The organism is uncultured Gilvimarinus sp. (genome assembly GCF_963975215.1).
GTDB lineage: Bacteria > Pseudomonadota > Gammaproteobacteria > Pseudomonadales > Cellvibrionaceae > Gilvimarinus.
In genome coordinates this window covers 196,387-210,192 of record NZ_CAXBFW010000003.1, presented here as the reverse complement: position 1 = coordinate 210,192, position 13,806 = coordinate 196,387, and the positions used below count along the sequence as shown (strand labels likewise).

Here is a 13,806-nt window from a genome sequence, read left to right as displayed (position 1 = left end):
TGTCATTATGAATAAAGTTAGCCCACCTCTTAAGTACTCCGGCAACGACCCACACATCACCGCGCCGACGGTAAACCGCCGATTAACGGCCCCAGTCAATCGGCGGCGCGCGCTGGCAACGTTTGGCGCCTCTCTTGCCGGTTTTGGGGTACTAAGCGGATGTGGCGCTGATGCCGGATCGGGCAGTGGAGCAACAAACAGCCGTAGCCCGGCAATTGCGACGGGTGAAGGGCGCTGCGTTTTAATACCCTCGGAGACGGAAGGCCCCTATCCATTATCGGCCGTGCTCAGTAACTCAACTTATGTACGCGGCCAGATTAACGAAGACAAAACAGGCGTCCCCTTGACACTAAAGTTCAAGCTGGTGGATATCAACAACAGTTGCGAGCCGTTCCCCTACGCATCATTTTATGTGTGGCACTGTGATAAAGACGGGCTTTATTCCGGTTACGCTCAACCCGGCAACGATACTCGCGGGCAAACTTTTTGCCGCGGCATTCAGGATGTCAACGCCAACGGCGAAGTCACCTTTCATACTATTTACCCCGGCTGGTACGCAGGCCGCATTACCCACATACATTTTCAAGTATTTTTATACAACGATACCGCGTCACTTGCCACCGCCACCTCGCAGCTGACGTTTCCGCAAGACATTACCCGGGCGGTGTATGGCACCGCGCCATACCGCAATCACGGTCAGAACACGTCGGTTAGTGCCATCGATCGCGACGGAATATTTGCCGACGGCTATGAGAATCAGCTGGCGTCCGTGAGCGGCTCGGTAGCGGATGGCTATGTCGCAACACTAACCGTGGGCATTGCGGCACCCTAAAACGAACCGCGATAAAAGCCAGGGACGGCACTAGCAGCAACTGTGTTCAGATCCGGTGAGCCTTATCAGCCCATGACGACTTAGAACACAGTTGCTGCTAGGCTTTACGCTGAAACACGCCCACCAGCGCCGCCGTAAATAAAAGCACGAGCGCAACACTAACAACCACCAGTACATGAGTCATGGTAATGCCCAGCGCAATCTCTGGCGTGGCCTTACACATATCTTGCACCTGAAACATCCAGGGCATCCATTCATCCAGCGGCGCCCACGATGGAAAGTTGGCCATAAAAGCGCAGCTGCCACCGTCGCCAACACCGTATTCGATTTTAATTAAATTCCAACTCTCATTGGCAAGCCCAACGGCAAGGCCAAGGCCCAGTGCACTGCACAGCAAACGGCCCCAAAAAAAGCGTTTAATAAACAGCGCCAGCAATGCCACCCAAAATAACGCCAACACCCAAACCCGCACATAAATACACACCTCGCAGGGGTAATACTGCCAGAGGTGCTGAAACAGTAACGCACCGATTTCAAGCAGCGCCATCAGCGCGGCGAGCGCCAGCCAAAAATTGCGGCACGAGGCGCTGTGAAGTAATCGGGAAACCGGGTGTATCGACATGTTTAATCCTTAAAAATAACAAAACAAAGAGCGATTTTGATGACATTTTGCCTCGTCACCGCCGGCACGCTTGTTTAACGTTAACGCAAAACTATGTGCCATACAGTATAACCAAACGCAATCAAATGATCGCTGCTCACTTCAAATATTACCAAGCAATGTGTTGGGCGCATTTTTAGTCAGTATTCCGTGATTGCACTCACATTAACGCAGACAACTAAGTGGTCACAATACGTCGCGATGTGCGGCACTGCGTTTTTTATGCCGCACCACTGGAAACTCAAGCGGCTTTAGTTGGCAACCATGCCCTGTTGTCATGCAGGCAAAGTCACCTGAGACAAAGCTCAAAAATCGCCTTGCCCCGACACGCAAATGATTGCGTCTGCAGCAGGCGATCAAACTATAACAGTAAGGCTAAGCAGCAAGGAGAGTTCATTGTGAAATTAACATCACTCACGGCCAGCGCCACTCTAGTTTTGACAGCGCTGACATCCCACACCAGTTCGGCGCAAACACAAAACTACGGCGAGGCGCTGCAAAAATCTCTGTATTTTTACGAAGCGCAACAAGCCGGCCCACTACCGGAATGGAACCGCGTACCCTGGCGCGGCGACTCGACCCCGGACGACGGCGATGATGTCGGCCTGGACTTGCGCGGCGGCTGGTTTGACGCCGGCGACCACGTAAAGTTCGGCTTTCCGATGGCCGCCACCACCACATTGCTGGCATGGGGCGGCATCGATTATCGCCAGGCGTATCAGGATTCCGGCCAGTACCAGCACCTACTTAACAACCTGCGTTTTGTGAACGATTATTTTATCAACGCGCACCCATCACCTAACGTGCTTTACGGTCAGGTAGGGGTAGGCTCGGCGGATCACACTTTTTGGGGGCCGGCCGAGGTCGTACACCACAAAATACCCAACTCCCGGCAATCGATGAAAATTGACCTAAGTTGCCCCGGCCCCGATCTGGCCGCTGAAACTGCTGCCGCCATGGCCTCATCCTCGATGGTGTTTGCCCCGAACGACTCGGCCTACGCTAGCACTTTGTTGACGCACGCCGAGCAACTGTTTGCGTTTGCCGAACAAACCACCGGCAGCGACGGCACCGACAACGCCTACTCCAATTGCATTACCGATGCCCAGTCGTTTTACAACTCCACCTACGGCGTTTACTGGGACGAAATGGCCTGGGGCGCACTGTGGCTATGGCGTGCAACCGGCAACAGCGACTACCTCGACAAAGCCATTGGTTACTACGATCAAATGGGCAGCGAGAATCAAACCAATACCCCGGTGTACACCTGGTCACTGGGCTGGAACGATAAAGCCTACGCCGTGTACGTCATGATGGCTGCACTGGTCGGCGATGAGCGCTATCACACCGATGCCCAACGCTATCTGGATCACTGGAGCATTGGCAATGGCAACCGCACCCCCGGTGGTATCGTAGTGGTAGACAGCTCCGGTTGGGGGGTTAACCGCTACGCGGCTAACATCGCCTACTTAGCGCTCTACTACGCCGACGCCCTGGGGGAGTCAGACCCACTGTACACCCGTTACCAGGATTTTGGTCTGGCGCAAATCGATTATATTTTGGGTGATAACCCGGCCAACCGCAGCTATCAAGTGGGCTATGGCAACAACTTCCCAACCAACGTGCATCACCGTACATCGCACGGCTCGTGGGCCGATAGCCTGCAGGTGCCCGCCCAGCAGCGCCACATTTTGTACGGCGCCGTGGTGGGTGGCCCGGACGCCGACACCAACTACACGGAAGATCGCGGCGACTACATCATGAACGAAGTAGCCGTCGATTATAACTCGGGCTTTACCAGTGCAACGGCAGCGCTCTATAACGATTACGGTGGCAACCCGCTACCCGAATCGCAGTTTCCACCCGACGAGCAGCCTCTGGACGACGAGTACCTCGTGGGCGCCACCGTCAACAGTGAGGGGCCACGTCACCTGGAAATTCGTGCCGTTATTCAAAACCGCAGTACCACGCCGGCACAGGGGCGCGATGATTTATCGTTCCGCTACTTTTACGATTTAAGCGAAGTGTACGACGCCGGCTACAGTGCCAGTGACGTCACCATTTCCACCGCTTACTCGCAAGCCAGCAGCGTTACCGGCCCACACGCGTGGGGCGATCCGGCCGATCATATTTACTACGCCGAAGTGAGCTTTGCCGGTGATGTAATCTTCCCCGGTGGCCAGTCGGCGCACCGCCGCGAAGTGCAGTTCCGCGCCTCGTTACCCACCAACACAGACACTAACGTGTGGGACAGCAGCAACGACCCTTCCTGGATGGCCGCGTATAACAACCCCAGCGATCAGTACGGTTATCCGTCCGAGGTGATTCCGGTGTACGGCGACGACGGCCTGCTGCACGGTGAAGAGCCCGGTGGCGGCTGTGGTGGTAGCAGCGGTGTTAACTGTTTGCCAACCGCCAGCGATTTAAGCGTGACTACCGCGTTTGAAACCGCGGTCGACATCCAGCTGCAAGGCTCAGACAGCGACGGTAACGTGACGCAATACAATGTCACCTCGGCGCCTGTCAGCGGTGCGCTAACTGGCTCCGGTGCCAACCTTACCTACACGCCGGACGATGACTTTAGCGGCAGCGACAGTCTGACCTACACTGTCACCGATAATGCCGGTGGCGTATCTGAGCCCGCCGTGGTGGATATTAATGTCGAGGCCGAATTAGTGCCTTCGGTGGCCATCAGCTCACCGGCCAATGGCACCGAGCTAGAGTTGGGCGCTGATTTTACCGTGCAGTTTAACCTTGCTAACGCCGACGGCGTGCGCGTAAGGGTCAATGACATGGTGATCACCGACGTAACCAGCGGCAACAGTGTCGTACTAAGCGCCCCTAGCTCAGTGGGTGACTTTACCGTTAGCCTAAGCGCGCTGGACGACACCGGCACCGAGGTAGGCACGCCCGACACCATCACCTTAACGGCGGTAAGTGAGCCGTTGAACACGCCGCCGGTAGCCTGTGTCGATCAGGCGAACGCCACCGTCAGTGTCGGTCAAACCCTCAACCTTGACGCCAGCTGCTCGGCCGACCCCGATGGCGATAACCTGAGCTTTGCCTGGGATTTGGGCAACGGTCAAAGCGCCGCCGGCCAAACCGCCAGCGTAAGTTACGCCAGCGCCGGTAGCTATACCGTCACCTTAACCGCCAATGACGGCACTGACACCGACACAGCCACCACCAATGTCACCGTCGAAGCGGCAACCGGCGGCGGTCAGTGTGAGTACATCGTGACCAACGAGTGGAACAGCGGTTACACCGGGATAGTGCGCATCACCAACAGTGGCACCAGCGCCATAAACGGCTGGAGCGTTAGCTGGAGCTACACGGATGGCTCATCAATGGTAAACAGCTGGAACGCTAATGTGACCGGCTCAAACCCACTCACAGCCAGCAACCTTAGCTGGAACAGTACCATCCAGCCCGGGCAATCTACCGAGTTTGGTTTTCAGGTCAATAAAGGCTCTGCTAACGCCGTGATACCAGCGCTTAGTGGCAGTGTGTGTGATCAGTAAACGGCTCTTTGAGGCTAATGTGTAACGGTTAGCCTCTATTTGTCCCGCAGGCCGGCATAGTAGCACTATGCCGGCCTTTTTTATGGAGGCGCCAGGGCTAACTGGTACGGGGCGCAAACATAATAATCGCCATCCCCACTAGCGCCACAGCCACCCCCACTAGATCCCATAGGGTTGGCCGAATACCGTCCACCCACCACAGCCACAGCAAAGCGACAAAGATATACACCCCACCATAGGCGGCATACACCCGCCCCGCCGCTGCCGGGTGCAAGGTGAGCAGCCAGGCAAACAGCGCTAAACTCAAAGCTGCAGGCAACAGCAACCATACGGTTTTGCCCTCCCGCAGCCACAAATAAGGCAGGTAGCAGCCCACGATCTCGGCCACCGCGGTAATCACAAATAAGCCCAGGGTTCGCAGGAGCGTCAAGGGTAGCTCAGTCAAGAAATTAACCTTTATAGATTGGTGTTAATCGTTATCGCACCCCCCCCAGCAGGGGTACGATAAACCGCCTTACACTTGGTAACCCGGCCATCAAGGTTGCCGGGCCGCGGTGGAGGCGCCGCGATGAACGAAAGGTTCATGCAAACTTTAAAAACAAGTATTTGCGCGCGAATCCAAACGTGTGTCAGGTTAATAGTACCTCAATACAATTTCGGCCCGCACGCTTTGCCCGGTATAAGGCGTCATCGGCGCGTAATAACGCCTCTTTAACCGACCCGTCCTGCGCCTGAACCATCGTCATGCCGCCGCTGATTGAGCAGTACACCTCGTGGCCATCAAGCGTAAACGGTGTGCTATTCATCGATTGGCACAACCTCTGAGCCACCGCTTGCGTTGCGGCTAACTCACTGTGAGGCAATAAAACAGCAAACTCCTCGCCGCCCACGCGCCCCAGCAGATCCTGACTGCGTAAGATAGTCCGCCAGCGTTTGCAGGTGGCCTCCAGCACTTTATCGCCGGCGGCATGGCCGTAGTTATCGTTGATCTTTTTAAAGTGGTCCAGATCAATCATTAATATCGCCAGCGGGTACTGCTGCTCGCGTGCGCGGGTAAACTCAGCGGCCGCGCACTCTAAAAAGTGGCGCCGGTTCATCTCTCCGGTAAGCGTGTCCACACAGGCAATATGACGCAGGCTCGACTCTAATAACTTGTGCGGCGTGATATCGCGAAAAAACCATACTCGCCCCAAATACTGGCCGGCATCACTTTGCAGGCCAACACTGTGGCGCTCTAGTACCCGGCCATCCGTTAGCTCAATCTCACACAAATCCGCCTCGGTCGGCCGGGCGTAAAGCTGCTCAACGCGGCTTAAAAATGCCTCAGGGGCTTTTAATAGCCGCAACGCCGGGGCCATCAACTTATCTTCCGCTATGGTGCCATCGGCCTGCTGATGCGCTGACACATAATCCGGGGCAATTTGCCAGGTCTCTAAAAAACGCTGATTGAATGAGACGATCTGCCCCATACCGTCGACGACCAATATAGCGTCCGGCGAGGCCTCTTGAATTGCTTTTAGCAAAGTGCGATCAAACACGGCCGATGATGGCACCGTGTCGAACGGGGCAGTATGAGTGGGCATATTCTCATCCATTATGGGTTACCCGCGGGGGGATATACGCTCGTATCACGCACTAAATCTCACGCAAATCGCTGGCGCCCAAGATATAGCAGCCGCGGCAGGCCACGTCCATTACAAAGCATTACACACGGATAAAAACATGTTGCCCACTGCCGATTAACGCCCCCCCCCACCTCACGGTGAGCAACAGCCCGGGTATTGCGCTCTAGTGAGTCACCGCTTGGGTGCCCGGCCGTTTTTTGTCAACGTTGTCACAGTTTGACCAAGCAACACCGTCACACCTTACAGTTTTTCCAAGGTGTGACGCCACAATCGCGTGCGAAGCGTAGAGTCGCTGTGCAAGACGCCATCACGGGCGTCCCTTGAGGAGAACCTGCCACGCGCCTGCCTGGCAGTGAATACCAATAATCAAAAGGGTCATCGCTATGAAAATGTCACACACACTGGGTGCACTTAAACGCTACTGCGCCACGGCTTTGTTTTTGGCTGGCGGCGCCGTCGCCGGCAACGCACAGGCAGCCACCGTCGATCTACTGGTTTTATACGATAACTACTCCGCCGGCTATTTTGGCGGCGATCCACAAACCGCCATGAACAACTGGGTTAACCAAATGAACGCCGCCTACGCCGACAGTCAGGTGGACGTGCAATTGCGTTTAGTCGGTGTGCGCCACAACGAACAAGGCGGCGCCAATCAAGGAGAAGTGCTCAATAATGTTCGCCTAAACAGCAATGTCGCCGCCCTGCGCAATCAGTTGGGTGCCGACTTTGTCTCGCAAATGCACAGCACGGGCGCGTGTGGTGTGGGTTATGTCGCGGTCGACGCTAACTGGACGTTTAACGTAGTACACCCGGGCTGCGGGCCGATGGTGATGCTGCACGAGCTGGGGCATAACATGGGCATCAACCACTCGCGTAAACAAGGCGACACCGGCGGTGCCCGCTTTGGCTACGGTGTGGGCTACGGGGTACAAAACGTGTTTGTGGACGTGATGGCTTACGAAGGCGTGTTTAATACCACTCGGGTTAATCGTTTCTCTAACCCCAACCTGATTTGTCGCGGCTATCCGTGCGGTTTGCCTGTAGGGCATCCACAAGAGGCCTACGCGGCACTGGCCATTCACAATGTGCGCGACGAAATCGCCGGGTTCCGCGCCACCGCCGGCACCAGTGGGCCGGTACAGCTAGCCCAGCACTGCAACTACGGCGGCTACAACGTTGGCCTCACCCCAGGTAATTACAACCTAGGGCAACTGATGGCCAAGGGCATTGTGAACGACGATATTTCATCCGTGCGTGTGCAACAGGGCTACAAAGTAGAGTTGTTTCAACACGACAACTTTACCGGCAACATGCTCACCCGAACCGCAGACGACAACTGCCTGAACAACGAGGGCTTTAACGACGATGTAAGCTCGTTACGGGTATCAAGCGTGAGTGGCTTTAACCAAACCATTCAGGCTGAAAACTACGCCGCCATGGCCGGCGTGCAGTTAGAAAACACCACCGATGCCGGCGGCGGCCAAAACGTTGGCTGGATCGAGAGTAACGACTGGATGGCCTACAACGGCATCACCATTCCAAGCTCGGGCAACTACACCATTGAATACCGGGTTGCGAGCCCAAGCGGTGGCCGTTTGTCACTGGATTTAAACGGCGGCGCCACGTTATTGGGTGAGCTTAATGTCCCTGCGACCGGCGGCTGGCAAAGCTGGACCACGGTGTCCCATACGGTTTACATCAACGCCGGCACCTATAATTTTGGGGTTTTCGCGCAAGCCGGTGGTTGGAACTTCAACTGGTTTCGCATTCGTCAATAATCCACACGAAACAACTCCGCGCCAATACTGGCGCGGAGCTCTATGGTTGAGGAAGTTATATGAATAAACCACTCATGGCGCTGTGCCTGCTTTTAGTGGCAACGGCTGCCCTTTGGTTTGCGCTGGATCCCGACGCCAGCTCACCCGCCGCCGGGCCAAGCCCTGTGCAGCCCGCCCAACCCGCGCCGGTGGCCGCCACTCACAGCGTGGGCAACAGCCCCGATGCCGTGGCTGCCGCGCCCGCGACACAAACAAATAGCGCACCCGCGACGGACAATAACGCCAGCGATAAAACCCAACCTTCGTTCGAGGAGCGACTCAGCGCCATGCAACAGCGTCGTCCTAATCGCACCTACGACGAGGCCGACGTACGCGCCGCGGTGCAGCGTGATAGCGCCTGGAGCAACGAGACACCCGACAACCTAGACGAGCTGCCACTTGAAAGCGAAGCGCTCAACGATGGTCGTCAGATCATTACCTTTGATCCACTGAAGCTCGAAACCCTAATGCCCGGCGACCAGGTCAACGTCAGCATCGACGAAACCGGCGAGCAGTACACCGTGAATATCAACCGCATAGAGCAGCACGATTACAACAGTGTCAGCTGGTACGGTGAGATTAATGGCAACGATGGGCAAACCTATCAGGTCAGCTTTACTCAGGGCGAAACCCTAACGGTGGGCGGGCTCAGCACCCCCGATGGCAACTACCAGTTACAAGCCCACGGGGACGCCGGTTGGATTGCCTCCAGCGCCTCGCTGTTTAAAGTGCAAGAAGGCCAAACCGACGCTATTGTGCCAGGCGAATTAGACCACTAAGCCCATTACTACTGCAGTGCCCCCGCCATAGCGGCCCAAACGCCGCTATGGCCACGCCCGGCACAACGTCCTAAATGTATTCCCCTGCCCGCCGATAAGCCAGATATCGTCAAACCTATTGCACCTTGTTCAGCAGACAGAGCACACCGCCGGCCAGCTGTCATCGGATCAAACCGGGGAACACCTATGCTGTCGCTGATTCGCGAGCGCTCTATTAAAGCCAAATTGTTGGGCGTTATCGCCGCCGCTTTTATTGCACTATTGCTGTTGCTGATCAGTCAGCTGATCGTGCAGCTGGGCTCCATGAAAAACGCCATTACCGAGCAGACCCGCGCCAGCATGGAGCAAGAAGTGCTCGGGCGAGTCTCAAGCGAGGCGGCCAACCTCGGCAATCAGGTCTCCGGCTATATCAACAGCTTATACCGTGTATCCGGCGGGCTGGCCGAGACCATGACCTGGAGCATTGAGCACCCCGACACCCGCCTTAGCCGCGAGCAAGTCAACGAGCAACTGCAGATCGCCCTGACAAAACACACCGACATCAGCGCGCTCTACTCCCAGTACGAAGCCGACGCTTACGATGGCCGCGATGCGGAGCTGATCGGCACCGAGGCGATCCACACCGTACCCGACACCGGGAGCCTTGAGGTGTACTGGATACGCGATCAGAGCGGTAATGTCGTGCAAGAGCGAGTGCTCGACGCCAGCGAGAAGTACGCCGCCGATAAAAATGAGTTTGGCCAACGGGAAGCCGAGTGGTACTTGTGCGCGCGCGACACCCAAAAGCCCTGCACTATGGAGCCCTACTTTTACGAGATATCCGACGGCTACAGCGAGCTTATGACCAGCCTGATTAGCCCGGTGGTGGTCGACGGTGAATTTAAAGGCGTGGTGGGTATCGACATCAATTTGCCGGTTATTCAAAAACTGATCGAAGCGCTTGGCAGTGAACTTTACCAAGGTAAAAGCCGCATTACCCTCATCAGTGAGAAAGGCCTGATTGTCGGCTCCAACAGTTATAAAAAGTCGTTAACACGACCCTTAAAAGAGGCCATGGAACACTACGATAACCGCCTTAGCAGTTTACACAACAGCAGCGACAAAACCTGGCTCGATAACGGGACTTACTATGTTGCCCACCCGGTTGTTATTAACGCGTCAAATACGACCTGGTCACTGCTGATCGAGCTGCCCGAAGCCGTGGTGCAGGGCTCAACCAATGCCCTAATCGACACCATGGACGACAATATTTCTAGCATGCTCACCAGCGAAATTATAACCGCGCTGGTCGCCACCGCCATTATTATGTTTATCGTACTTTTGTTGGTGCGCTCGATTGTACAGCCCATACGCAGCCTTGATGTGCGTATGCAAAACCTCGCCAGCCAAGATGGCGACTTGCGCAAAAGCATCGATATTCACACCCACGCCGAACTGATCTCCCTAAGTGACGGGTTTAATCGTTTTATCGCTAAGCTGCGCATTATGATCGATGAGATCAAACACATTGGCACTCAAGCCAAAGGCTCCGCCACACAAATTCAGTCCATCAACAACCAATCGGCCAGCGCCACCTATCAACAGCAGCGCGAGATTGACTCGGTGGTTACCGCCACCAATGAGATGTCGCAAACCGCGTCGGGGGTTTCGCAGCTGGCGGTACAGGTATCGGATAATGCCACCACCGCCTTAAACACGGTTATTGCCTCGCGCGAGGCGCTATCGGGCTCGGTACAGCACGTCAAAGAACTGAGCGATGACATGCAGCAGGCCAGCGAGCGCATTAGCGATGTCGCGCAGCGCACCGAAGATATTGGCCGAATTCTGGATGTGATCCGCGCGGTGGCCGAGCAAACCAATTTACTCGCCTTAAACGCCGCCATCGAAGCCGCCCGCGCCGGCGAGCAGGGCCGTGGTTTTGCGGTCGTCGCCGATGAGGTGCGCAACCTCGCCTCCAAAACACATCACAGCACCAATGAGATCAACGACCTTATCAACAGCTTAAAAGACGGGGTCGATAAAGCCGTCGCGGTCATTGCCAGCGGCACCGACAAAGCCAATCTCGCCATGAACGATACCCAATCATCGTTTAACGAACTGTCATCGGTGGTACAGGATGTTAACTCGATTGCCGACAACATTGCCCAGGTGGCCACCGCCGCCGAAGAGCAAAGCTCGGTAAGTGAAGAGATCAGCCGCAACCTAACCATCATCGGCGACGCCGCCAACTCGCTGGCCGATATGACCCGCGAAAGTAATAACGCCGGTGTTGAGCTGGAAGTGGTCATGGCGCAGCTGGACGAACAGCTGGCCTCACTAAAAACATAAATAAAACGGCGGCTGGTAGGTTATTGGCTACTCAGCCGCCGTGCAGCGCGTTGCAACCTATTTTCGTCGACGATTAAATAGGCGGCGTAATCTAGCCACTCATCTCCCGCACCACGCCCGCTCTAACGCAGCGCAACACGCCATATTCATAAACGCCGTCTAGCGCATCAAACACAGGTTTTAGCTTAAAGGGTTCGTCATCGTGGGCGAGCATGACATCTAAGATAGCGTCCAGCTCTTGTTGCGGCAGCTCCACCACTTCGGCAACTTCCAGCTGGCCCTGTTCAATCAAGCCGGCCAGATGCGTAAATACCGTGGTTTCCGTCAGTTCGCGCTGGCGCGCAATCGCGGGGATGTCCATACCGGCTTTAAACAGGGCAAAGGTTTCATGCTCGGTGGCGCGAACGTTTTGCGGGCTGCCAGCGTACTCGGCCAGGCTTTCAACGTGGGCATTAACCGCCGCGACAAAGTCTTCACCATAATGCTCCAGCTTACTGGTGCCCACCCCAGATATGCGCCCCAGCGCCTCCAGACTTTGCGGCTGGTGGCTGACAACCTCCATTAAAGTGGCATCGTGAAAAATCATATAGGGCGGGATATCTTGCTCGGCGGCCAGGCGCTTACGCAACTCGCGCAGCGACTCCCATAAGACTTTGTCGGGGCCCATTAACGAGCCACCGGCGTTTGAGCGAGACTTCTTACCCGCAGTGGTGGTTTTAATATCTTGTCGCAGCTCGATGCTGTCGTCGCCTTTTAATAAAGCGCGGCATTTTTCCGTCAAAAGTAAGCCGCCATAGCCGGCAACATCGACCTCGATAATGCCACGCGCGGCCAACTGACGAAACACCGAGCGCCACTGGTTGGCGTCCAGCTCGGTGCCTATGCCAAACGTGCTGAGTTTTTCATGGCCAAACTGCTCGACTTTAGGCGTCGCTTTGCCCAGCAGCACATCAATTAAGTGGTTCACCCCAAAACGCTGCCCAGTGCGATAGCAACAACTGAGCGCCTTTTGCGCAACCACCGTGCCGTCAAACGTTTGCGGCGGTGTTAAGCAGGTGTCGCAATTGTTGCAAGGGGTATGATCGTGCTCGCCAAAATAGGCCAGCAGGGCCTGGCGCCGACACGTGGTAATTTCGCACAAGCCCAGCATGGCATCGAGCTTGTGGTTTTCGGTGCGTTTGTGATCGTCCGAGCCCTGGGACTGGCTCATCATCTGCTTGAGTTTAAGTACATCTTGCACGCCGTAGGCCATCCAGGCCGTCGCGTTTTGCCCATCGCGGCCCGCCCGGCCCGTTTCCTGATAATACGCCTCAATACTTTTTGGGAGATCCAAATGGGCGACAAAGCGCACATCGGGTTTATCGATGCCCATGCCAAAGGCGATGGTGGCGACAATAATAACGCCCTCTTCACGCAAGAAGCGCTCTTGATGGCGCTGCCGGGTCGGCCCCGGCAAACCGGCGTGATAAGGCAACGCGGTAAAGCCTTGCTTGCTCAACCACTCGGCCGTCTCATCGACTTTGCGGCGCGATAAACAGTACACAATACCCGCATCGTCCGGGTGCTCATTGTGTAGCAGGCGCAGCAACTGCTGACGCGCGTCTTGTTTTTGCTCGATGCGGTATTGAATATTGGGCCGGTCAAAGCCGCTGACAAATTGCGCGGCATCCTCCAGCTGCAGGCGCGTAATAATCTCAGCCCGGGTGCGGTCATCGGCCGTGGCGGTTAAGGCCACCCGCGGCACATGGGGAAACTGTTGGTGTAACAGGCTCAGCTGTAGATAATCCGAGCGGAAATCGTGCCCCCACTGGGAGACACAGTGAGCCTCATCGATGGCAAACAGCGACAGGGGTAACTCGTGCAGCATATCGAGCGTGCGCTGCTGAATCAGCCGCTCGGGCGCCACATACAAAATTTTAATCTCGCCTTGGCGCAGCCCCTGCTCAATGGCGCGCACCTCGTCAAAAGCCAGGCTGGAGTTGATGTAAGCGGCGCTGATGCCAAGCTGGGCCAGCGCATCAACCTGATCCTGCATCAGGGCAATCAGGGGCGAAACAATCACGGCTACCCCGTCGCGCACCAGCGCGGGTATCTGATAACACAATGACTTACCACCACCAGTGGGCATCAGCACCAGCGCATCTCGCCCGGCAATAACGGTATCGATTATTTCGGCCTGTGGGCCCCTAAAGGCTTGGTAGCCAAAGGTATTTTGCAGTGTTTGTAGGGCAGCTTGATTCATG

At 55.9% G+C, this 13,806-nt stretch carries 9 protein-coding genes; 5 read left to right on the top strand and 4 right to left on the bottom strand.

All coding sequences use genetic code 11. The annotated features are described in order from the left end of the window. The first annotated feature begins 7 nt into the window (after positions 1-7). Positions 8-832 (top strand): intradiol ring-cleavage dioxygenase, encoded by an 825-nt coding sequence (locus tag AAC019_RS04085; RefSeq protein ID WP_339897292.1) that lies wholly within the window; start codon positions 8-10, stop codon positions 830-832. A 97-nt stretch (positions 833-929) separates the two neighbouring features. On the opposite strand, the gene AAC019_RS04080 is transcribed toward AAC019_RS04085, so the two are convergent. Further along, the gene (locus AAC019_RS04080; protein WP_339897291.1) at positions 930-1,454 is read right to left on the bottom strand and encodes a disulfide bond formation protein B; all 525 of its coding nucleotides are present in this window, start codon (positions 1,452-1,454) and stop codon (positions 930-932) included. 476 nt (positions 1,455-1,930) lie between these two features. Here AAC019_RS04080 and AAC019_RS04075 point away from each other — a divergent pair, with 476 nt between their 5' ends. Further along, positions 1,931-5,014 carry a glycoside hydrolase family 9 protein gene (locus AAC019_RS04075; RefSeq protein WP_339897327.1) on the top strand — a complete coding sequence of 1,028 codons (3,084 nt, stop codon included), beginning with the start codon at positions 1,931-1,933 and terminating at the stop codon, positions 5,012-5,014. Positions 5,015-5,111: 97 nt separating this feature from the next. On the opposite strand, the gene AAC019_RS04070 is transcribed toward AAC019_RS04075, so the two are convergent. Together AAC019_RS04070 and AAC019_RS04065 are read right to left on the bottom strand one after the other, a co-directional pair. Beyond that, positions 5,112-5,444 carry a YnfA family protein gene (locus AAC019_RS04070; protein WP_339897326.1) on the bottom strand — a complete coding sequence of 111 codons (333 nt, stop codon included), beginning with the start codon at positions 5,442-5,444 and terminating at the stop codon, positions 5,112-5,114. A gap of 199 nt (positions 5,445-5,643) precedes the next feature. Then, positions 5,644-6,597 carry a sensor domain-containing diguanylate cyclase gene (locus tag AAC019_RS04065; protein ID WP_339897290.1) on the bottom strand — a complete coding sequence of 318 codons (954 nt, stop codon included), beginning with the start codon at positions 6,595-6,597 and terminating at the stop codon, positions 5,644-5,646. A gap of 425 nt (positions 6,598-7,022) precedes the next feature. On the opposite strand from AAC019_RS04065, the gene AAC019_RS04060 reads away from it, so the two are divergent. The 3 genes from AAC019_RS04060 to AAC019_RS04050 all read left to right on the top strand — a co-directional run bounded on the left by AAC019_RS04060 (position 7,023) and on the right by AAC019_RS04050 (position 11,563). Further along, positions 7,023-8,417, top strand: coding sequence for a carbohydrate-binding protein (locus AAC019_RS04060; RefSeq protein ID WP_339897289.1), 1,395 nt, complete (start codon positions 7,023-7,025; stop codon positions 8,415-8,417). 59 nt (positions 8,418-8,476) lie between these two features. Continuing rightward, complete coding sequence (locus AAC019_RS04055) at positions 8,477-9,235, top strand: hypothetical protein (protein ID WP_339897288.1); 759 nt, start codon at positions 8,477-8,479, stop codon at positions 9,233-9,235. Positions 9,236-9,421: 186 nt separating this feature from the next. Next, positions 9,422-11,563, top strand: coding sequence for a methyl-accepting chemotaxis protein (locus tag AAC019_RS04050; RefSeq protein ID WP_339897287.1), 2,142 nt, complete (start codon positions 9,422-9,424; stop codon positions 11,561-11,563). 91 nt (positions 11,564-11,654) lie between these two features. On the opposite strand, the gene recQ is transcribed toward AAC019_RS04050, so the two are convergent. Further along, positions 11,655-13,805, bottom strand: a complete 2,151-nt coding sequence (gene recQ / locus AAC019_RS04045) for a DNA helicase RecQ (protein ID WP_339897286.1) — start codon at positions 13,803-13,805, stop codon at positions 11,655-11,657. Between the last annotated feature and the right edge of the window lies 1 nt (position 13,806).